This window comes from Neobacillus cucumis, from assembly GCF_016908975.1.
Classification (GTDB): domain Bacteria; phylum Bacillota; class Bacilli; order Bacillales; family Cytobacillaceae; genus Neobacillus; species Neobacillus cucumis.
Map to the genome: position 1 here is coordinate 354,523 of NZ_JAFBEX010000002.1, position 21,639 is coordinate 376,161.

Annotated in this window: 23 protein-coding genes and 3 pseudogenes; 19 read left to right on the plus strand and 7 right to left on the minus strand. The window is 37.4% G+C overall.

The window, feature by feature from the left end; genetic code table 11:
* Positions 1-26 precede the first annotated feature (26 nt).
* From JOC76_RS03855 to JOC76_RS03885, 7 genes are all read left to right on the plus strand, one after another.
* On the plus strand, positions 27-1,385 hold the full coding sequence (locus JOC76_RS03855; RefSeq protein ID WP_205176219.1) for an ABC transporter substrate-binding protein: 1,359 nt from the start codon (positions 27-29) through the stop codon (positions 1,383-1,385).
* Positions 1,386-1,457: 72 nt separating this feature from the next.
* Positions 1,458-2,381 (plus strand): carbohydrate ABC transporter permease, encoded by a 924-nt coding sequence (locus tag JOC76_RS03860; RefSeq protein WP_205176221.1) that lies wholly within the window; start codon positions 1,458-1,460, stop codon positions 2,379-2,381.
* Positions 2,371-3,171 carry a carbohydrate ABC transporter permease gene (locus JOC76_RS03865; protein ID WP_205176223.1) on the plus strand — a complete coding sequence of 267 codons (801 nt, stop codon included), beginning with the start codon at positions 2,371-2,373 and terminating at the stop codon, positions 3,169-3,171. Before JOC76_RS03860 ends, JOC76_RS03865 begins: the two co-directional genes overlap by 11 nt.
* 42 nt (positions 3,172-3,213) lie before the next feature.
* Positions 3,214-3,579: a tautomerase family protein gene (locus JOC76_RS03870; protein WP_205176225.1), complete on the plus strand. Its 366-nt coding sequence runs from the start codon at positions 3,214-3,216 to the stop codon at positions 3,577-3,579.
* A 352-nt stretch (positions 3,580-3,931) separates the two neighbouring features.
* The gene (locus tag JOC76_RS03875; RefSeq protein WP_205176227.1) at positions 3,932-5,065 is read left to right on the plus strand and encodes a Gfo/Idh/MocA family protein; all 1,134 of its coding nucleotides are present in this window, start codon (positions 3,932-3,934) and stop codon (positions 5,063-5,065) included.
* Positions 5,066-5,341: 276 nt separating this feature from the next.
* Positions 5,342-6,085: an SDR family NAD(P)-dependent oxidoreductase gene (locus tag JOC76_RS03880; protein ID WP_205176229.1), complete on the plus strand. Its 744-nt coding sequence runs from the start codon at positions 5,342-5,344 to the stop codon at positions 6,083-6,085.
* Between the two features lie 40 nt (positions 6,086-6,125).
* Positions 6,126-6,587 (plus strand): VOC family protein, encoded by a 462-nt coding sequence (locus tag JOC76_RS03885; protein ID WP_205176231.1) that lies wholly within the window; start codon positions 6,126-6,128, stop codon positions 6,585-6,587.
* 398 nt (positions 6,588-6,985) lie between these two features.
* Here the strand turns inward: JOC76_RS03885 and JOC76_RS30810 are convergent, their stop codons facing one another.
* Both JOC76_RS30810 and JOC76_RS03895 read right to left on the minus strand, forming a co-directional pair.
* Positions 6,986-7,339: a transposase gene (locus tag JOC76_RS30810; protein WP_205176233.1), complete on the minus strand. Its 354-nt coding sequence runs from the start codon at positions 7,337-7,339 to the stop codon at positions 6,986-6,988.
* Positions 7,340-7,458: 119 nt separating this feature from the next.
* On the minus strand, positions 7,459-7,617 hold the full coding sequence (locus tag JOC76_RS03895; RefSeq protein ID WP_205176235.1) for a hypothetical protein: 159 nt from the start codon (positions 7,615-7,617) through the stop codon (positions 7,459-7,461).
* A gap of 728 nt (positions 7,618-8,345) precedes the next feature.
* Between JOC76_RS03895 and JOC76_RS29840 the strand changes: the two genes are divergently transcribed.
* The 7 genes and pseudogenes from JOC76_RS29840 to JOC76_RS29850 form a co-directional block, all read left to right on the plus strand.
* Positions 8,346-8,546 (plus strand): sugar phosphate isomerase family, encoded by a 201-nt coding sequence (locus tag JOC76_RS29840; RefSeq protein WP_239557518.1) that lies wholly within the window; start codon positions 8,346-8,348, stop codon positions 8,544-8,546.
* Positions 8,547-8,608: 62 nt separating this feature from the next.
* Positions 8,609-9,019: pseudogene (locus tag JOC76_RS29845) on the plus strand (ribose-5-phosphate isomerase A).
* Between the two features lie 71 nt (positions 9,020-9,090).
* Complete coding sequence (gene zwf, locus JOC76_RS03905; RefSeq protein ID WP_205176237.1) at positions 9,091-10,602, plus strand: glucose-6-phosphate dehydrogenase; 1,512 nt, start codon at positions 9,091-9,093, stop codon at positions 10,600-10,602.
* A gap of 22 nt (positions 10,603-10,624) precedes the next feature.
* A complete protein-coding gene (tkt, locus tag JOC76_RS03910) occupies positions 10,625-12,619 on the plus strand; it encodes a transketolase (RefSeq protein ID WP_205176239.1) in 1,995 nt (664 codons plus the stop codon).
* Between the two features lie 18 nt (positions 12,620-12,637).
* A complete protein-coding gene (gene gnd, locus JOC76_RS03915; RefSeq protein ID WP_205176241.1) occupies positions 12,638-13,537 on the plus strand; it encodes a phosphogluconate dehydrogenase (NAD(+)-dependent, decarboxylating) in 900 nt (299 codons plus the stop codon).
* A gap of 23 nt (positions 13,538-13,560) precedes the next feature.
* A complete protein-coding gene (gene fsa, locus JOC76_RS03920) occupies positions 13,561-14,220 on the plus strand; it encodes a fructose-6-phosphate aldolase (protein WP_205176243.1) in 660 nt (219 codons plus the stop codon).
* An 87-nt stretch (positions 14,221-14,307) separates the two neighbouring features.
* Positions 14,308-14,523 (plus strand): annotated as a pseudogene (locus tag JOC76_RS29850) (glucose-6-phosphate isomerase); the annotation flags it as partial.
* 632 nt (positions 14,524-15,155) lie between these two features.
* On the opposite strand, the gene JOC76_RS03925 reads toward JOC76_RS29850, so the two are convergent.
* Both JOC76_RS03925 and JOC76_RS30390 read right to left on the minus strand, forming a co-directional pair.
* Positions 15,156-15,449 carry a hypothetical protein gene (locus JOC76_RS03925; RefSeq protein WP_205176245.1) on the minus strand — a complete coding sequence of 98 codons (294 nt, stop codon included), beginning with the start codon at positions 15,447-15,449 and terminating at the stop codon, positions 15,156-15,158.
* Between the two features lie 11 nt (positions 15,450-15,460).
* On the minus strand, positions 15,461-15,586 hold the full coding sequence (locus JOC76_RS30390) for a hypothetical protein (RefSeq protein WP_275591321.1): 126 nt from the start codon (positions 15,584-15,586) through the stop codon (positions 15,461-15,463).
* Between the two features lie 566 nt (positions 15,587-16,152).
* Between JOC76_RS30390 and JOC76_RS03930 the strand changes: the two genes are divergently transcribed.
* The 3 genes and pseudogenes from JOC76_RS03930 (at position 16,153) to JOC76_RS31020 (ending at position 17,913) form a co-directional block, all read left to right on the plus strand.
* Positions 16,153-16,518, plus strand: a complete 366-nt coding sequence (locus tag JOC76_RS03930; protein ID WP_205176246.1) for an HAD hydrolase-like protein — start codon at positions 16,153-16,155, stop codon at positions 16,516-16,518.
* Between the two features lie 271 nt (positions 16,519-16,789).
* Positions 16,790-17,089, plus strand: a complete 300-nt coding sequence (locus JOC76_RS03935; protein WP_205176248.1) for an HPr family phosphocarrier protein — start codon at positions 16,790-16,792, stop codon at positions 17,087-17,089.
* A 156-nt stretch (positions 17,090-17,245) separates the two neighbouring features.
* Positions 17,246-17,913: pseudogene (locus JOC76_RS31020) on the plus strand (ATP-binding protein).
* 203 nt (positions 17,914-18,116) lie between these two features.
* On the opposite strand, the gene JOC76_RS30815 reads toward JOC76_RS31020, so the two are convergent.
* From JOC76_RS30815 to JOC76_RS03955, 3 genes are all read right to left on the minus strand, one after another.
* A complete protein-coding gene (locus tag JOC76_RS30815; protein ID WP_372441900.1) occupies positions 18,117-18,254 on the minus strand; it encodes a hypothetical protein in 138 nt (45 codons plus the stop codon).
* A 41-nt stretch (positions 18,255-18,295) separates the two neighbouring features.
* A complete protein-coding gene (locus tag JOC76_RS03950) occupies positions 18,296-18,727 on the minus strand; it encodes a tyrosine-type recombinase/integrase (RefSeq protein WP_205176249.1) in 432 nt (143 codons plus the stop codon).
* Between the two features lie 324 nt (positions 18,728-19,051).
* Positions 19,052-19,225 (minus strand): hypothetical protein, encoded by a 174-nt coding sequence (locus JOC76_RS03955; protein WP_205176250.1) that lies wholly within the window; start codon positions 19,223-19,225, stop codon positions 19,052-19,054.
* 314 nt (positions 19,226-19,539) lie between these two features.
* On the opposite strand from JOC76_RS03955, the gene JOC76_RS03960 reads away from it, so the two are divergent.
* Together JOC76_RS03960 and JOC76_RS03965 are read left to right on the plus strand one after the other, a co-directional pair.
* Positions 19,540-20,433: an RCC1 domain-containing protein gene (locus JOC76_RS03960; RefSeq protein ID WP_205176251.1), complete on the plus strand. Its 894-nt coding sequence runs from the start codon at positions 19,540-19,542 to the stop codon at positions 20,431-20,433.
* A 422-nt stretch (positions 20,434-20,855) separates the two neighbouring features.
* Positions 20,856-21,464, plus strand: coding sequence for a transglutaminase-like domain-containing protein (locus JOC76_RS03965; RefSeq protein ID WP_205176252.1), 609 nt, complete (start codon positions 20,856-20,858; stop codon positions 21,462-21,464).
* Positions 21,465-21,639: the final 175 nt, after the last annotated feature.

A 21,639-nucleotide genomic window follows, 5' to 3' on the forward strand; every position in this document is an offset into this window, starting at 1 on the left:
ATAAACATGTGAGAGGAGAAAATAAAATGAAAAAAAGAAGAGTTGCAGTGGGCTTTGTTGCTTCCATGGCTATGATGACAGCTATGTTAGCAGGATGTGGTAGCACTCAAAAGACAACAGTAGATACTTCAACTAAAACGAAAGGCAAAGTAGTTTGGTGGGGGTGGACGCCTGGTTCCCCAGTTAACGAAAAATATATTGCGGAATTTAACAAAAAATATCCAGACATCAAAATTACGTGGAAACAAACATCAATAGATAATTATAACGCGGCTCTTAGACCGGCTTTGGCAAATGGCCAGGGTGTTGATGCTTTTCAGGTTTCACCGGGTTCAGGAAATGGTGGCGTTAAGACTTACGGAGGGCAAGCACTTGACTTGACCCCTGCTGTAAAAGAGGCTTTAGGTGCTAATTATAAAGACAAGCTCAACAAGTCATCAATCACCACTATGACTATCAATGGTAAGTTGAAAGCACTGGGTGTCGGAACTGTATATGCAGGAAACCTTTGGATTAACAAAGATCTTTTTGATAAATATCATGTAAAAGTTCCTACAAATTTAGATGAGTGGATAGAGGCTTGTAAAGTTTTTAGACAAAACGGTATCGAAGGTTTTGTGCAGGGAGCAGGTCAAGGTGCATTTAACATCGATACTTTCCATGCAATCGCTGATGATGTAAGCCCTGGTACTTTCACAAAAGCAACAAGAGGTCAAGTTAAATGGACTGATGGCTCAATTGTCAAAGCATTAACGCTATGGAAAGGGCTGTTTGATGACGGAATTATGCAAAAAGGTGCTCTTGGTATTAAACAATATCCAGAAGCAAACAATTTATTTATGTCTCAAAAGGCTGCTATGGTTATGATGGGGTCTTGGTATACAATGAACGCTTTGCCTGATACGATGAAGGCTAATATTGCGTCTGCAGCTTCAACAAAAGAGCCGTTCACAATGGTTCCAATTAATTTCCCTGACATTGCAGGAACAGGACATACAGGATCTATGTTTGGCGATACAGACTATGCAGACGCAGTGTCTGCAACATCAAAGAATAAGAAGGCTGCAACTACATTTGCTGTTTGGCTTGCAACCTCTCAAAGTGGTCAACAGATGGTTGCAGATTCCTTAAACCTTGTTCCTAATCTAAAATCAGTAACTCCGAATTGGGACAATGTAAAACTTGTAAATCCTGAGAAACAAAACGAACCAATCAAAGAATTTATTAAAAATGCAATGGCTAGTGGTGATAACCCTCGTTTTGGAGGAATAAATGCAGATATGAACCAAGCATTGACAGATGTATTGGCTGGCGTGGCAGGAGGAACTATCACCCCTAAAGATGGTGCTGTTCAACTTGCAACGACTCAAGCTAATAGTAAGTAAAGAATAATAGTTTGATAGGGGGCTATTTTGTCAAGTGTCCCCTATCATTAAATGTTGAGGAGACATATAAACATGGAAAACACCAAAGTTATAAACGTGGAAAACATCAAAAAGATCCAAAAGATTAAACCATTGAGGTCCACGAAGATAAACGGACTTCCGTGGATTCTTCCAGCATTTGCTTTTGTTGTAGGGCTTATATATTATTCAATTTTTTATACATTCAATTTGTCAACTCTAGATTGGAATGGGCTTGATCCAATTCAGGAAAAAGCGGGGATAAGTAATTATACTGAGGCATTTTCCGACTGGGTTTTTTGGAAAGCTATAAAAAACACAATTGTTTTTTTCATTAGTACATTTTTAATTCAAAACTTTTTAGGTTTTATACTTGCCGCAATTTTGCATACAAAAGTAAAGCTTGCGACATTGCACAAGTGCTTGATTTTTATACCAACAATCTTAGCACCTGCAACTATGGCGCCAGTGTTTAGATTGCTGTTCTCGCCTCAGGGAATGCTGCAAAATATATTTGACACACTTCATTTAGGCATAACTGTTGATTGGTTGGCAAAACCAAATTCGGCACTTTTCGTTCTCATGGTTGTTGCGATTTGGCAGTTCACAGGAATGAGTTTCATTCTATATTATGCGGCAATGAGCCAAATAGATAAAGAAATGCTTGAGGCGGCGCGCCTAGATGGAGCAGGAAACTTTAGAACTTTATTTAGCATGGTATTGCCAAACTGCAAAGGCACGACAGTTTCTCTTGGAATGCTTGGAATCATAGGTGCTTTGAAAACATTTGATATTCCTTATCTGATTACAACCGGTGGGCCAAATCACGCAACAGAATTTTTAGGCACATATATTTATACACAGGGAATAACGAAATCTAATCTTGGCTATGCAGCTGCCATATCAGTAATGCTCCTTATACTCGCAATCTGCGGTGCAATACTTGTTAATAGGGGTAATAAAGGAGATGAGAGATAAAATGTTTGAAATTAGAAGTTTAAAAAGTAAAGTCATTTTGCAAATCATTCTACTAATACTAACGATCCCATATGTGATTCCACTTGTTCAAATGTTCCTTGGCTCTCTCGGTGGAACAGGTTTTTTAAATTATAAGGCGGTTTGGGACACAGGTGTAGTTCCAATCTTTTTTAGAAATTCACTCATCATATCAGCTGGCGTAATTTTATTGGTTTATATATTCAGTATGACAGCTGGCTTTGGGTTTGCAAAATTACACATATTTGGAAAAGAAGTGTACTTTTGGTTGATTCTTGTTGCGTTAACTTTACCTGAAGTAATTTTGTTGTCTCCATTATTTGTAACATTCCAAAAGTTGCATTTATTTAACACCTTAGTGGCTGTAATTTTACCTACCGCAGCATTGCAACTGCCATTTACAATTCTACTTACTAGAAATTTTGTCAGTGGAATCCCGAATGAGTTAATGGAGGCAGCAAGAATTGACGGTGCGAGTGTTTTTTCGATGTTTTGGCATGTCATCCTTCCGCTTACAAAGCCAATTGCATCATCAATTATTGTTTTGACACTCATCAACTCATGGAACACATATCTCCTGCCACTTTTGTTCTTACAAAGCCCAGATATGCAGACGGTAACGCTGCTTCCACAATACTTCCAAGGTGAGTTTACAAATGACCAGACGAAGATATTAGCAGCAGCTGTGCTCACTGCAATTCCTGAGATTATTGTTTATTTGTTCATGCAGAAGAATTTTGAAAACGGCATGAGTGCTGGTGCTCTAAAATAATCGAAACAAGAGCAGAATCATAGTGAAAAGAAGGAGATAATTATGCCGTTGATTCAAGTTGACTTAAAAAGGTCAGTGTTTGAGGATAAAGGAAAAGAAATATCAAATGCCATTCATAATTCGCTGGTTGCAGGTCTAGGTATGGATACAACCGATCTTTTCCACGTGTTTAGACCGCATGATGAAGGGGAGATTATTTTTTCGCCAACTTATGACAATCGCGAAAGGCACGATTTGATAATCATTAGAATTACAATGGTTAATATGTTTTCACTTGAGCAAAAGAAAAAAACATATAAAGAACTAACAAAGAGGCTTGTTGATATTGGAATCAGGCGCGATGATATTTTAGTTTGTGTTGTTGAAAATAGTGCTGAAAATTGGTCGCTTGGCGAAAGAGAAGTTTGATTAAATTAAGTAAAAGAAATAGGTAATTTGATGGCTTTTTCAACAACAACCCTTAATTTATACGTAAAGGTCATCTTAGGACAGACAAATTTTAATGCCACAGCGTAAATGCGAAGTATTACCCTCTGGTTTCATGTAGAGCTTCAAATCATGTGGATAACTGGGAATACCATCAGCGTTTAAAGTATAGTTGGAGTTCTCGAGATGAGAACGGGAATTAAGTGGTATATAGGCTTTTTGAAAATACAGGTCGTGAAATAAAGATGTATAAATTTTCACTGTATCAAACGCAGAATCACCGAGAAAGGTTTCTGGATTAATCAGAGGATGTTTTGCAAAGACCTTATAGGTTTTGAATAGCGAAGAAAAACCATGTTTACAGAAGGGATTTTGTAAAATGATAGAAAATGTAAAAAAAGAATTTCTGCTGGGTAGGTCTTATCCTGTTCAACTAGATGAAAAAATGCCTAATACGCATAAATGGGGTATCCTTGGTTCTGGCTGGATTGCAAGTTGTTTTTCCACACAGGTGATCAAAGCCGGTGGAAACATCGCTGCTGTTGGTTCCCGTGACTTAAAAAAGGCACATGCATTTCAAAGTGAGTTTCCGTCAATAAAAAAAGCGTATGGTTCTTACGAAGAGCTAATAAAAGATCCTGACATTGATGTGATTTATGTTGCAACTCCACATGCACAGCATCATGAGTGGGCGATGAAGTGCTTGCAACACAATAAGCCTATTTTAGTTGAGAAGGCATTTACACAAAATTATAAGCAGGCGAAAGAAATTTTTGATTTAGCAAAAGAGAAAAATCTATTTGTTATGGAGGCGTATTGGACACGATTTCTGCCACATATCATCAAGGTAAAAGAGTTAATTGATAGGGGCGAAATAGGGGACATTGTACAGATAATTGCTGACCATGGGGTTTGCTTTCCTTTTGACCCTAAACATCGCTTATATGCACCTGAGCTTGCAGGCGGAGCTCTTTTAGACTTGGGAGTATATCCAATTTCATTCGTGCAGTTTTTGCTTGGAAACCCAACGAGAATAATCGCAGCTGGCTCTGCAACGCCAACAGGTGTAGACTCAAATGATGCTGCCATTTTTGAATATGAAAATGGTAAAGGTGCACTTGCGATGTTAGCCTTTGGCTCACTTGCGTCATCTCCTATCACCGCTGCAATCTGCGGAACAAAAGGGAGAATAGAAATACAAAGACAATTTTACAGGCCGTCAGACTTCACTGTTTTTTATAATGACGGTTCAACATTTGAGTATGTTTCAAAAACGCATGAAAATCATGAAGGTGGTCGCGACGGGCTTTTTGGCATGCACTTTGAAGCTGCTGAGGTGCAAAGGTGTCTTTTAGAAGGCAAGGTTGAATCTTCAGTTATACCTTGGGAAGATACATTATCTGTGATGAAAATAATGGATGAAATTAGACGACAACTTGATTTTAAATATGAGGGAGAAACATTATAAAAATCATAAATCCAGTTCTTTCGGGTTTTCATGGTGACCTGTCAATGATTAGGGTAGCCGACACTTAGCAGTTGTTGTTAATCAGCCACTGTTTGAAAGATGATTCTTAAACTGGTTTTTATACTGATTTAAGCTGAGAAGAGCAGTCTACGACTCACCTCACCGTGCTTAGTAGTATATCTTCACCTCAAATATAATAACTAAATGGCGAAAACCGCACACCATTTTTTCATTACTATTTGCACTGCAGGCGGTAGCGGCGGAATGGAGGTTTTTATGAGTAAATTATTGGATAAAGAATTGTGTGTTGTCACGGGTGCGGGGAATGGAATTGGCAGAGCAATCGCAGAACGTTTCATAAGGGAAGGTGCCGATTTGATTGTGGCAACGAGAAATGTTGAAACCGCAAAAAAAATATATGAGGGAAACAGTCAGGTTGTTGACATTCTAAAGGTTGACGCGACAGATGTAAAGGATTTGGAAAAAATAGCAGAATCCGTTAAAAGGACAGGGCGTAAATTAAAGGCGGTGATACCAGTTGTTGGTAACGGGCCACAAAACCCGATTCTAGAAATAACACCTGAGGAGTTTCATTTGACAATGAACCTTAATGTTTTTTCAGCTTTTTTCACGGTTCAGAAGTTAATTCCTTTTATGTCTAATAAATCTTCAATTGTTCTCATATCATCAATTGCAGGTTTTCAGGGTGGGAAAAACGCCATTGTCTATAATGCGGCGAAAGCAGCGGTCAGGTCTATGGCACGTTCGTTCACAGGAGAGCTTGCGGAAAAGGGCATTAGAGCAAATGCTATAAGCCCTGGTCCAACGGAAACACAGGCGTTTACAGATTTTGTGCGCGGCGATGACGAACGACGAAACAATATAGTTTCGCAACTTCCAATAGGGCATATTGGAAAGCCTAGCGAGATTGCGGCGGTTGCATTGTTCTTAGCGTCCGACGAATCTTCTTATGTGACAGGTGCTGAAATTATTGCTGACGGCGGTTTCACCAATAGATAAACAAATAGTGATTAATAGAAAATATAAGGGAGAGAAAAAAATGGCATTATCATCAACGAATATAGTTAAGGTTATTGTCGTAACAGACGATTTAGAAAAAACAGTTTCTGCATATAAAACTTTGCTGGGCACAGGGAAAGAGCCTGCAGAGCAGAACACAGAGCATAAAGAGGTAAGAACACCTTTTATGAAGTATAAAGGTGCCGACATCACTGATACCCCAATGAAGGTAGAGAGTGTTTTTAGCGATAATTTCTGGTTTGAAATTATCCAGCCTCTAGGAAATAATGACCCATGGGCAGATTGGTTAAAAGAACATGGCACGTCAATTTGCTCAATTTGTTTGTTGTCAGATGGACCTTTAGAAGATGACGAAGAAACTATGAAAAATAAAGGGTTTGAATCACTTTTTAAACAGGAAAAGGGCTATGAGGCGTATGAATATTTTGACACATCAAAAGCGCTTGGGGTCTTAGTTGAGGTGAAAGAGCAGTATAAGTAATGAAAGTGGTGGCGAATTCGTTCGTCACCTCTTTTGTGCATATAAGCTAAAAATTGCAATTACTAAATATTACTATCTGTAAGAACTTCTTCCCCTTGTCCGATAATAATGAGATTTCACTTAAACCATCCTGAAAAAAAGTAATGTTAAAAGGGTATTTTTGGCAATGCAAAACTAAACCCTATAAGATCCATTTTAAAAAAAGATCTGGGTATTCGATTTTAACTATATTTTTCTGCTCATAATCACACGATAGCTTCAGCTGTTACCTTACAACCAAGAGTCTCTAATCCGTTTGATAGATTGCTTGATCACGATTTCTTTCTTTCGTTGGTCAAAGTAATCTGCACCCAACTCAATATACGGTACTCTTCTGTTTAACATGTGATATGCAATTGTTAATATGGTATGTCCAACCGCAACTGCTGCGCGTTTTTTACCAACTCTTGCCGCCAAACGTTGGTATTGGGAAGATAGGTAGGTGTTTTTTGTCCTGGCTGCCGAATGTGCTGCTTCAACAAGTGCGGCTCGCAATTTTTTATTGCCTTTTCTCGTTTTTCCGGACTTTTTTTGCCAGCACTTTCATTGTTACCTGGAACCATACCAGCCCATGAATATAAATAAGAAGCCGAAGGAAACTGGTTTGAAATATCTATCCCAATTCCGATTTCAGCCAAAAGTTGTTCGGAGTGACTACTGCCAATTCCAGGGATAAAATCAAGCAATTCAATATCTTTTTCATAAGGCTGCATGCGTTGCTGGACTTCTTCACTTAACAGATCAATCTGTTAAGTGAAGAAGTCAATGTGTGAAAGTTGGGTTTTTAACATCATCTTTTAATGGGGTCCTACGTATCCCACTAAAGCACGTTCTAAATCATCCTTTTTTTCATCAAGCCCCTCTTAGCTAAGCTTGATAATGTTTGTGGATCATTTACACCGTTAATAAGCGCTTCAATCATTGCTCGACCTGAGACACCCATAATGTCAGTCGCAACTGAAGAAAGTTTAATATTAGCACCTTCTAGCACCTTTTGGATTCAAATAAGCCACCTTCCTGGCTTGCAAGATTCCTTCTCGAATTGCTCTCGATTTCGTGTTGCTTTCACAATTTTAGGAAAGAAGGAATTCAGCTTCATTTTGATCAATTCCCTGACTTGTACACGGGTTTGTGCTTCTTTGTGACGAGTTTCTTATATTATATTTGTATCCTTTTTTAGACACCGGGCCTAGAGATTCAAGTGGAAAGGTGGGCTTTGTTATTGGAGAAAATATAGGTTATTTATGTTAAACAAATCGAGAAAAATGTAGATAACGGAGTTCTTCACTGAGTTTTTACATTGTCTACCTTCGTATATACATACCAGGATTATATAACAGAAGAAAGTCGGAATGATTGCGATTAATTGGGTAATATGTGGAAATAGTTCGGGAATTTGTACGGGGGAAATAGAGGATGGCATATCGTACAATACTTTACTTTTACGTATATACATCAACACCAAGCGCCTGGAGCGGGTGGTCTCTCCGAACTCGAGGAAGTTTTAAAATTGAGCATTGCAGTTACCAATCCAACAAAAGAACGCTAATTTAAAACTTAATTATACCGATAAAAATCATCAAAAAAATTTAATAGCTCATAAAATACACTCTAAAAACAAATTTTCCATATCGCAATAGAGCAAATCAAGAAGCAATGGGCAAGTTAACTATTGTTAGAAATCTTCTGGTCTTTAAATGAAAGGAGTAAAGGACTTGAATGAAAAAAATAGTCGGTGAAAAAGCTGCCCAATATGTGAAAGATGGAATAGTCATCGGTCTTGGGACGGGTTCCACTGTATACTACACCATTAATAAACTTGGAGAATTAATCCAACAGGGACTTTCTATAAAAGGAATTCCTACCCCTTTTCAAACAGAACAATTAGCAAGAAATTTAGGAATTCAATTTGTTAATTAATTGAAATAGACCAAATAGATTTAGCAATCGATGGTGCCGATGAAGTAAATCCAGATTTACATCTGATTAAAGGTGGCAGTGGTGCCGTTCTAAGAGAGAAAATCATTGCGAAAGCCGCTAATACTTTTATAGTCGTTGCCGACTCTCACAAAATGGTCGAAAAATTAGGGAGCTTTCCGGTTCCAATGGAAGTGGTCCATTTGGTTTAGAAATGACAGGTAAATTTATTCAAAAGCTTGGGGCCTCTCCGAGGATAAGGCAAAATAACAGGATTCCTTATCAAACAGATAACAGAAATTATATTTTTGACTACATCTTCCCAGAAATCACTTATCCTCACTTATCCTGCGGATTTGGAGAGAGAACTTAATCTCATACCTGGTGTTGTAGATAATGGCTTATTTATCGGAATGGCCACCATAGTCATTACATTGGATAAAAATAAAGAAATTAACATTAATTTGCCAAAATAGGTTGGAACATAACAAGGAAAAATTAATTAGATAGTCCACTTTTATGATTTTAAAAGATGGGAGAATGAAACATGGAATCAATGACCTTTGTGTTATTTGGAGCAACGGGCGATTTAGCTAAGCGCAAAATATACCCAGCTCTTTACAATCTCTTTATTGATCAAAAGCTGCCTCAACCTATATCGATTATTGGACTTGGTAGAGGTAATTTATCACATCTTGACTATCAGGAAAAAGTAAAAGCATCAGTATTAGAGTTCTCGCGTCGATTAGAGCATGAAGCAAATCAAATGGGAGAGTTTCTAGATGCTTTTCGCTTCAGCACATTAGATGCAAATAAACCAGAGGATTATCAAAAATTGATCCAGTTGGTAAAGGAAAGAGAAGAACAATTGCAATTGTCGAAGAATCGGATGTTTTACCTCTCGGTTGCGCCAGATTTTTTTGACATTATTGCTTTAAATATTAAAAATAGCGGGCTTGGTGAAACGAATGGCTGGAAACGATTGATTATTGAAAAACCATTCGGGCATGACCTACAATCAGCCCGCGAGCTGAACCAAAAACTTAGCAAGGCATTTGATGAAGAGGAGATTTATCGAATTGACCATTACTTAGGGAAGCCAATGGTTCAAAACCTAGAAGCCCTAGAATTTGCGAACCCGGTTCTCCAGTCCATCTGGAATAAGGATCACATTGCTAATGTTCAAATAACAGCAAGTGAAACAGTTGGTGTGGAACAAAGAGCAGGGTATTATGACCATTCAGGTGCCATTCGCGACATGGTGCAAAACCATATGTTACAAATGCTGATGATGACGGGTATGCATTTGCCCAAGAAGATTAACGCAACCGGAATTCGAAACGAAAAACGTAAGGTAATGGAAGCCCTTCGCCCGTTAAAAAAGGAAGATGTACATTTCCATATTGTCCGTGGGCAATATGCTCCCGGTGAGATTAATGGTAATTCGGTATCAAGTTACCGAGAAGAGCCAGGTGTGAATCCTTCTTCTCAAACTGATACCTTTGTTGCTGCCCGTTTGTGGATTGATAATCCATTTTGGAGTGGAGTGCCGTTTTATATACGGACTGGAAAGAGAATGAAAGAAAAGTCTACCCGTATCGTCATCGAATTTAAAAATACTTTAAAGCTTCTTTATAACAAAGAACAAAAAATGGAACCTAATTTATTGATTATTGAAATCAGTCCAAATGAAAATGTCATTCTTAGATTGAATGGTAAAAATCCATTCAGCGGCAATATTGAACCTGTGAAAATTAATTTTTCCTGTGAAGATACCTTACGCGATGGGTCCGGAATACCTGAAGCTTATGAAAGACTAATCTATGATGCATTAATTGGCGATTCGACATTCTTTGCCCATTGGAAAGAAGTTGAATTATCATGGGAGTGGGTTCAGCCTATACTCGACGCATTTAAAGAGGATCTGGTACCACTTCATAAATATCGTTCAGGCTCATTTGGGCCAGATGCCTCGGATTCCCTATTGACTGAAAATGGGTTCATATGGTGGTTGGATGAAAAAAATCAAGAAGAGAAACAGCCGGCACTTCAGAAATAAAAAATTCTTTGGAGGAAATCACATGTCACAGAACATTGAGAATATAGCAGTAACAACAATTCGGACTTTATCAATCGATGCGGTAAATAATGCTAATTCGGGACATCCAGGACTCCCCATGGGAGCTGCACCTATGGCCTATGCATTATGGGCAAACCATTTGAATCATAATCCTAAAAACCCAAACTGGTTTAACCGTGACCGATTCGTTTTATCAGCTGGACATGGTTCAAGCTTATTATACAGCATGCTTCATTTATTTGGATATGATGTTTCAATGGATGATTTGAAACAATTCCGAAAATTAAATAGCAAAACTCCGGGTCATCCGGAATTTGGTCATACCCCTGGTGTAGAAGCGACAACAGGTCCTCTAGGGCAAGGAATTGCAAATGCAGTGGGAATGGCAATGGCGGAAGCACACCTAGCAGCGAAGTTCAACAAAGAAGGATTTCCTGTGATTAATCATTATACCTATGCATTAGTGGGGGACGGCGACCTTATGGAAGGTATTTCCTACGAAGCAATGTCAATGGCAGGTCATATGAAACTGGATAAGCTTGTTGTGCTATATGATTCAAATGATATCTCCCTAGATGGAGTATTAAACGTATCCTTCTCAGAGGATATCAAGAAAAGAGCAGAATCCGCCCACTGGCAGTATTTAAGAGTAGAGGATGGCAACGATATTGAAGCGATTACCAATGCCATCCAAACAGCCAAAGGAAATACTGAACAGCCAAGTTTGATTGAAATCAGAACGATCATCGGTTATGGAAGTCCCAAAGTAGCAGGAACGAATAAAGCCCACGGTGCACCGCTTGGAGCCGAAGAGGGAAAAGCAACGAAACAAGCTTACAATTGGCTTTATGAAGAAGATTTCCACGTACCGGAAGAAGTGAAAGCTCATTTTGAACAATTAAAAGATAAAGGAATCGATAAGGAACAAAGTTGGAATCAACTTTTCGAATCATACAAAAATGCGAATCCAGACTTAGCAAAACAGCTGTCTAATGCTTTTTCCGGAAACGTACTTATTGATGTAAACGATATTTTAACATTTGAAACCAGTAAGTCTATGTCAACTCGTGTTGCAAGCGGGGAAGCCATCAACCATTTTGTGAAATCAGTGCCTGCCATTTTTGGTGGCAGCGCAGACCTTTCTCATTCGACGATGACCGAGATTAAAGGAGAACAAATTTACGCGGTCGAATCATTCGGAGCACGGAATGTTTATTTTGGTGTTCGTGAGCATGCGATGGGTGCAGTAGCAAACGGGATGGCTTATCACGGCGGATTAAAACCATTTGTTAGTACATTCTTTGTATTTAATGATTATCTGCGTCCTTCTATTCGTTTAGCTGCTTTATCAAAGCTTCCAGTGACCTATGTGTTTACACATGATTCAATAGCAGTTGGGGAAGATGGACCAACTCATGAGCCAGTAGAGCATTTAGCTGCTCTCCGTGCAATCCCAGGGCTAACTGTTATTCGACCAACGGACGCAAATGAAACAGCGAGTGCCTGGGCCTACGCTCTTCAACAAACAGAAGGACCAGTCGCATTAGTTTTAAGCCGTCAAAATTTACCGGTATTTAATGAAACAAAAGCAAATCTAGAAAACTTATCTAAAGGTGCTTATGTATTGACAGAAACCAATTCGATACCGTACGTAATTTTAATTGCAACTGGTTCCGAAGTGTCTTTGGCTGTTAATGCGAAAAACGAACTGGAAAAAGAAAATATCTCTGTCCGTGTCGTTGCAATGCCAAGCTGGGAGCTATTTGAAAAGCAATCAGCTGAGTATAAGGAGGCCGTGCTCCCATCTTCTGTGACAAAGCGTGTCGCAATTGAAATGGGAATCCGATTAGGTTGGGAACGATTTGTTGGCTTTGAAGGAAAAGTGCTTTCTATTGAGACATTTGGCGCTTCTGGAGATGGCGGAGCAGTTATGAAGCATTTTGGATTTACAACTGAAAATGTCGTAAATATCACGAAAAAAGTTTTATATAAGTGAACCTAGGGGGAATTAATAATGAAAGTAGGATTAATTGGTCTAGGAAAAATGGGCTTTAACCTAGGACAAAATTTAGTGGAGCACAATCATGAAGTGGTAGCGTTCGATGTAAATCCGACTGCTGTTGAAGAAATGAAAAAGTATGGAGCGACAGGTGTTTCAAGCTTCAAAGAACTGGTTCAATCTTTGGAGCAGCCAAGGGTCCTTTGGGTTATGGTACCTCACGCGGTTGTTGATAACGTAATTGGTGAAGTTCTACCATTTTTAAATGAAGGCGATATTGTGGTTGAAGCGGGTAACTCACATTACAAGGAGTCCGTTCAACGTTATAACGAATTAAAGGAAGTGGGTATCCGTTTTATGGATGCAGGTACTTCAGGCGGTATGTCAGGTGCTCGTCACGGGGCATGCTATATGGTTGGCGGAGACCCTGATGCGTGGGAAATCGTTGAACCTCTTTTCAAAGACACAGCTGTTGAAAATGGCTATCTTTATGCTGGGAAAGCAGGAAGCGGGCACTTTTTGAAGATGGTCCATAATGGAATCGAGTATGCCATGATGGCTGCAATCGGTGAAGGATTTGAAGTTCTTGAGAAAAGTGATTTTAATTATGACTATGAAAAAGTCGCAAGAGTCTGGAATAACGGTTCAGTTATCCGTTCATGGCTAATGGAATTAACAGAAAAGGCATTTTCAAAATATCCGAATTTAGATGAAATTAGAGGAATTATGCATTCATCTGGTGAAGGAAAATGGACGGTTGAAACCGCCCTTGATCTTCAAACCGCTACACCAGTAATCGCCTTGTCATTATTAATGCGATATCGTTCTTTAGAGAATGACACCTTTACAGGAAAAGTGGTAGCCGCACTTAGAAATGAATTTGGCGGACATGCTGTTGAAAAAACAAACAAATAATTTAAAAATTGGAGGACTTTATCATGAAATTTTTTATTGACACTGCCAATTTAGACGAGATCAAAAAAGCTTATAAAATAGGAGTTCTATCAGGTGTTACTACAAACCCTTCCTTGGTTGCAAAAGAGGGGGTTAAATTTGAAGATCGTATTGCAGAAATTCTAAATGCTGTTCCGGAGGTGGAGTCTGTATCTGCCGAAGTAACTCCAAACGCTTTGACAGCAGAGCAAATGATCGCAGAAGCAAATGAACTGATCAAAATTAATGGTGGGGATAAAAACATTACCATTAAACTTCCAATGACATTAGATGGATTAGAGGCATGCCGCTACCTTACTAAAAAAGGTGTAAAAACAAATGTTACTCTAATTTTTACAGTGAACCAAGCCCTTTTAGCAGCACGTGCTGGTGCAACCTATGTTTCTCCATTCTTGGGCCGTTTAGATGATATTAGCGAAGACGGTGTACAACTTGTTGCAAGAATTGCTGAATTGTTCCGTATTCAAAAATTAGATTCTCAAATTATTGCCGCATCAGTTCGTCATCCAGACCATGTGACTCGTGTAGCCTTGGCTGGTGCTCATATTGCGACAATTCCTTTTAAAGTAATCGAGCAATTAACAAAACACCCACTAACTGATCAAGGTATTGAGAAGTTTGCGGCTGACTGGAAAAATGCATAAAAAGGGATAGAACGTTATTGACCAATATTTGTAGCAAACTTACGCTCTGCCTGTTAAATACAAAATTAGGAGATAAAATAAATTTCAATTTCAATTTCATTTGATTATACAAACGCACTACCATTCATGCAACAGAATGAAGTGGATAACTTAAGTGAATTTGTGAAAGTTGCTTATCAGATACTTCATGAGAAGAAAGGACCAGGATCATATTATTTGGGCTGAGTGGATTTACCATATAATTATGATAAGGAAGAATTTTCAAGGATAAAGGGAGCAGCCGTAAGAATTCGCCTAAATTCTGTTATATTTAATTAGATAAAATTACATGATATATGACTTGATAAAAAGTGCATTAAATAATGGCTATACGGTATTATATAAAACTAAATGTAATCAAAAAAGAACCCTTCCCTCAAACTTCAAAACTGTGTGATTAAAAAATTTTATTCATTCTTAATAAATCAAAAAGTCTCGTAAATACTTTTCGAGACTTTTTGTATTTGCAAAGATATTTTATTTCTTGTAAATCGATTGACTTTGTTATATTCAAGCTAGGTGAAGATAGGAGTATTAATTTTCTTAAAAAGGATAATATATATTTCGACATATATGTTATTAATTTTATATAATATATGATTTTTGACTACTTGTTGCTGCAGAATAATTTTCTATTTTCAATATGTGCTAAATTCACATTAACTATTATATACGCACGGACAACGTATAGTTTAAAATTCAAGCAACACCACCAAACGGTCAGCAAGGAGGGGTTATTTAAAATGATAAACCTTTTTGTAACTATGGAAAATAATTCCTCCAATTGTATAATGAAAGCTCCAGTTAACCAACGGTATTGTCCCCCGACAATACAAAATAAAAATCCCTTCTTTAGCCAGAGGGATTTTTATTTTGCCTTTTACAAGTAACCACTTCTAATCATGCTCTGGGGTGGAATCTGGAGCTGGTATGTATCCATCTTCTGTTTCATCTGCAGGAAATAGGTATAATCCTAATTCCTCTAATCGATAGTGAAGCTCGTCATAGCTACTATGTGAATTTATGATGCGGCCGCTAGTAAAAGTAATCATGCATCCATTATTTCCTTTGTCGTTTACGGATTCGATTTGATTCGCATTAATCATTACTAAAATTCCTTCTTCGTCAAATACATCAATAAACATCTGGATTCCCTCGATTCTTTGATATGGACTATTATCTTCGCTCATTACAATGTGCCCTATTTAGATGCTTTTAATTCAGATCTCATTTTTTCTTCCAAATCCTTCGACCATTGTTTAACTTCATCTAAAATAAAACCTGTATCATCGCCATCCCATTCATAATTAGAGAGGACATAATCCATTCCTAAATCAATTAAATTGGCAACTCTAAGTTCCGATAATAGATAGTTATCGGAACTTAAATGCCAAAACCAGCCGTTAAGGAGGTTCGATATTATGTTAACTGAAAGTGGGAAATACCTTCAGATTGACAAAGAAAAACTGGAAAAAATAATATTCTACATCCAAAACTCTAAAAGTAAGAATACCCAGATAAGTTACGCTTCCTACTAGAAGCATTTCACAGAACGGTGTGAATTGAATGGACGAGATTCTCTTCCGGCATCTGCTGGCACGCTTTGCCTTTATTTATCCGAATTGGCTACGACACATAAATATTCGACCATACGAAGACGAGTTTCTTCTATTAATTTGGCGCATAAATTGAAACATCATCTCACACCCTCGAAAGAAGTAGAAGTACAAGCGTTAATGGAAGGGATTAAAAGAGAGATAGGTACTCGGCAGAAACTGAAAATTTTTGGACCGTGACTGTGTAATCAATGAGGTGCTGACGAATCGTGTGAAATTTGTGAACAAACCTTAGGACTTATACTTTCTCCCTGGTGTCCCGCAAGCAATTAAGAAATTGAATGAACATTTTCCTTACATATTTGTTATTACCAATCAGGGTGGAATCGGGCTTGGTTATATGAAGGAAAGCCAACTTCACAAAATTCATGACCATATGATTGCTCAGTTAAAAAAAGAAGTGCAACAATACATGATGTTGCTTACTGCCCACATAAACCAAAAGCAGGTTATGAGTGAAGAACGCCGCAGCCAAAGCTTAATCATTGGGAAAAAGTATAATATAGACTTATCGAAGTCCTATATGGTCGGAGATACTGACACAGATATTCAAGCAGGAAAGAAGCTGGTACAAAGAGTGTTTTCTTGGGTGAAAGCGATCCACTCGCTGATGCTGTTTTCCCGGATTTTATTTCAGCGGTAGACTGGATAATAGAAGATTCCAAACAAAGCTAGAGGAGTGTATCTATTGAAAAATCTAACATTTGTCTCAATGTTATCATTCTCTATGAATACATACATGTTTAGGAAAAAAAACATATTTTTCTACAAAAAAACCCCGTTGCTATAAATTAATTTCCAATTTATAGTAGTGTTATATAGATACATATATATGTAAATATCACCTATGGACTTCCAAAAAAGTTATTTGAATTACCAGGAAAATTTAAATTATGTAGTAGGTGGTGATAAATATGAAAAAAGAGGTTGCGTTTACCTTAACACAAGATTTTAATTATCATGATCAATTAACACAATTGGTTCAAGAAGCTAATCGATTCAATAGTTATATCCTCATGAAATACAAAAATCTTCAAATAAATGTGAAAAGTTTTCTCAGTATTAGGATATTAAGGATTTCAAAGGGAGAAACGCTGAATATTTTTGCGGACGGAAATGATGCTGAACGAGCAATTGATCACATATCTTCATTTTTAATTAAAAAGGGAATAATATTAGGCGAATCCAATGTCTCTAAAAATCAAGATGTATAGCTTGTTTACTGTTTCACGGGGTAACTAAAGTGATATTATTAAAATTTTAACAGGAACGTCCTAACTTATACCAATAAAAGAAAGCGGTTACAATTTAAGGTTTCAGGCTTCCATGTTTTAAACCCTCTTGACCTTTTAACTGAAAGTCTTAAAAATATAGGTTTTCATTTAACCTCAAATTTAATAGGAGGCATTTTGGGAGATGCCTCTAAAAATAATGTATCATATTCTGACTTTCTTACCACGGTGTTAATAAAAGAAATTGAAAATAAATAGAGAATAAATCTAGATAGAAGGCTAAAAAAATCAAAATTGCCATTCTATAAAAAAATGGAGGACTTTGAAACTAGTATAAGCGAGCGAAGAATCAAAGAACAATGACTTGCCGTTTTATCCTAAATGGCGAGAATATATTACTCCCTGGGCCCTCCACTCACCTAGCAATCGATTTAACAATAAAAGCAATAGAAAAAGGAAATACAGCCTATTATACAAGATGTGATGATTTTATTTTATATTGTAAAATGCAGAATAGCGAAAAACTACTGGCAGTTGGTAAATAAATAATCAAGACCTGATGTGTTGATTATTGATGAAATGGGATACTTTCCATTTGATACAACTTAGTGCAAATTTATTGTTTCAGATTATTTCAAGAAGATATGGGCACGGATCGATCATTATTACATCTAATATATCTTACTTTGAATCAGTTTTAGCAACTGCAGTCCGACCGTTTATTGCATCACTCTACAACGTTTAATATTAAAGGACAATCATATAGATTAAGAGAAAAACAACGGGCAGGCGTTCAACCGATCTAAGGTTGAACGCTGAAATTGGGGAATTTTTGGCCGTTGTAAATGGGGAAAAATAAAGCGGTGTTGAAAATTTCCATTGTGTGTAGATCAATAAAAATGGTCAATAATTTTTCCTACTAAGAAAGTTTCAAAATCATTCTTTCTAATCAAAAGATTACCATTCAACTGCTGTGTTGTATGCTTTACGTTAATAAAAAAGAATGTCTTTAAAACAAGTTAACTTTCTTTAAATGAATATATGAGTGATCTTGGTTGATACGTTCTAGGTATATATTGGTTGTAGAAATATCCGAATGGCCAACCCAATCTTTAACTACTGCAAGAGGAACGTCGTTCTCAAGCAAAAGAGTGACAAATGTATGACTGAACCAATGAGGAGTTACACTTAAGTTTTTCCTGCAAGTTGTACAGCTTTCTTTACAATTTTATACAATGAAGGGTAGGTTAACCGTTTTTTATTAACTTTGGGCTCATTTTTATTGTATAGGAAAAAGAGCGGGCTGGTATCCTGCATATTTATTTCAACTGTTTCGCCCATACTTTTTCGATAACTAAACAGAATATCTTTGGTTGCCTCTCTTATAGGAATTGATCGAGGTTTACTCCCTTTACCAATGACATCTACAAATAAAAATCCTTTAGGATTATTTCGAAAACTTCCCCAATTTAAGCTCAGGAGCTCTCTTGCACGAAGCCCCGTGGTATAGAGTAGGTAGCCAATCAGCAAATTCCTCTTCTCCAATTGTTCTCGATTTCTTGTTGCCTTTACTATTTTAGGAAAGAAGGAAATAAGAAATTCAGCTTCTCTTTGATCCAATTCCCTGACTTGTACACGGGTTTGAGCTTTTTCGTGACGAGTTTCTTCTATTATATAGTTTCCTTTTTAGACACTGGTTTGGAGATCCAAGTGGAAAGGTGGGCTTTATAAAATTGTGTTTCATAACCAAAGTTCAATAGCCTTCTGAAAAACTCCAATTTTCGTATTGCAGATTTAATTGCATACTTTTCGGTAATAAATTGGTTATAAGCCTTTACTTCCGGAAATCCAATATCCCGAAAGGAAAGGGAATGGTCTGTTAAAAATGTGAGCAGCGTTTTGGCATCTGAACGAAATGCTTTAACCGTATGTACAGAAAGCCGCTTATCTTGTGGAAAGGGTTTCTAGAAAAAACAATTCAAGAAAATCCTGTTCCGAACTATTTTCAAGAGTGAGGTTACGATTTTCATCAAGTAGATGACGAGCTTTTAGATTCTCCTGTAAATGGGTTAAGTACTGTTCACCATTCATATTTTGAAGAAGAGTCAAGTGATTCATTATTGACCTCCTAATATTAGTTATAAATAATTATATTATGTAGAGTGAAGATAATACCTAATTATCTTTACTTATATGATAACAAAGAATGTTTGTCTACTATAATCTTCTTTCCATAATTTTATAAGATTACTATGCGCAGATTAAGCCTCAGACGAAATTAAATTTAATTTATTAGGTTAATATAATATCTATTTCATTTGATACAGCAAAAATAAATATAGATACTATTTTTCTTATTAAGCTAAAGATGCATTATAACAGACAGAAGTGATATAATAATAAATTAGGTTTTGTTTTAAAGGAGGTAAAACATGGATTACACGTCACCGAAAGAAGCGGCGTTAAGGGTGAAACGGTGTCCGAAAGATACCATAGCGGCGGGGCGTCGTCATACCGTTGGTCTTAAATCGGACGGCACGGTTACGGCTGTGGGTGATAATATCTATGGCCAATGTAATGTAAGTGGTTGGCGGGATATTGTGGCGGTCGCGGCTGGTAATGTTCATATGGCGACGAACACGGGTAATGCTCATACAATCGGTCTTAAATCAGACGGTACTGTGGTGGCCGTGGGTTGGAATAAGCATGACCAATGCGATGTAAACGACTGGCAAGATATTGTAGCGGTTGCGGCAGGTTGGCGTCGCACCATTGGTCTTAAATCGGATGGTTCGGTGGTAGCTGTGGGCCAAAATAATGAAGGTGAATGCAATATAAGCGGTTGGCATGATATTGTGGCGGTCGCGGCGGGTGACTGGCATACCATCGGTCTAAAATTGGACGGCACGGTTACAGCTGTGGGTAATAATAGGTATCAGCAATGTAATGTAAGCGACTGGCACGACATAGTGGCGGTTGCGGCGGGTTATCTTCATACTGTTGGTCTTAAATCGGATGGCACAGCAGTTGCTGTGGGTCAAAATAAGGTAGGCCAATGCGATGTAAGCGGCTGGCGCGGTATTGTGGCGATAGCGGTGGGTAGTAGTCATACCATCGGTCTTAAATCGGACGGTACTGTGGCGGCTGTGGGCTGGAATGAGTATGGACAATGCAATGTAAGCGACTGGTGCGATATAGTAGCAGTTGCAGCGGGTTGCGCTCATACCATCGGACTTAAATCGGACGGAACGGTGGTTACTGTGGGTAATAATGATTATGGCCAATGCGACGTTAGCGGCTGGCGCAGCATCCAACTGCCAAATTAGTTTTCGGGTAAAAAGGATACAGTTCCTGCAATTAGTAAATCAAAAAAGGCAGTAACGGGGCAGATCTGTATAAGTACCCCTTCATAAATAGTAGTACAACTTTGAAGCAGTAGTTTGTCATTGTGGTAAAAATTGAGTTAATTGTTGGGCATAAACTAATAAAAGGCGTGTTAACTGACAGTTAACACGCCTTTTATATTATTTATCATCCAACAGAATTATTTTTCCTATATTTACTACCTTTTTTCTAGTTTAGGTTTAATGGTATTCCATTTCTTAATTTTCTCCAACCATTTAATACGTTTTGATCAATATCTTGTAAATCCATATCGAAAACATTTATTTCCTATTCAACTACTAAAATATGTATAATAATATTTATGATTGAATATTTATGCGTGCTGTTGAGAGGAGAAGGATTTATGATTTTGATTTGTGAGTCGGAAAAACTAGATGACTATTTACTTGAATTAGACGAAGTTAATTATTCTAATTCAAGTATAAAAAAGAAAGCAGATGAACTTTTTAATCCATCTCAAACGGAAATTGAAAAAGCAAGAATAGCTTTTGAATTTGTTCGTGATGGAATTTCTCATTCTTGGGATATTCAATCGAAGCGAGTTACTTGTAATGCTTCGGAAGTATTAGAATTTAAAGAGGGAATTTGCTATGCAAAATCACACCTATTAGCGTCTTTATTGCGTTCACAGGGAATACCAACTGGTTTTTGTTATCAAAGATTGATGTTATTTGATACTCCAGAAAAAGGATATTGTATTCACGCTTTAAATGCAATCTTCATTAAATCACTTAATAAATGGATAAGGGTTGATGCTCGTGGCAATAAAGAGGGAATTGATGCCCAATTTTCAATTGAGGAAGAAAAATTAGCTTTTCCCATTAATGAAAAACTGGATGAAACGGAATATCCAGTTATCTATGCTAATCCTCATCCCAAAATTGTGTCTGTTTTAAAAGAAAATACAAATGTATTAGAAATGTATAAACATCACTTGCCAGAGAGTTTGTAGTTGTTACACTACCGGGGGAAATAGTGAAAAGGCACATACCGTATCCATACGAAACATGAGAATGGGCGATTAAATACTGGGGGAAAGATAATCTTCATAAAAACTTCCTTCTACCGAAATATTACTATATTTCTTCATCTCTTTAACAATTTATTGGACCATTTCCCTAAAACAT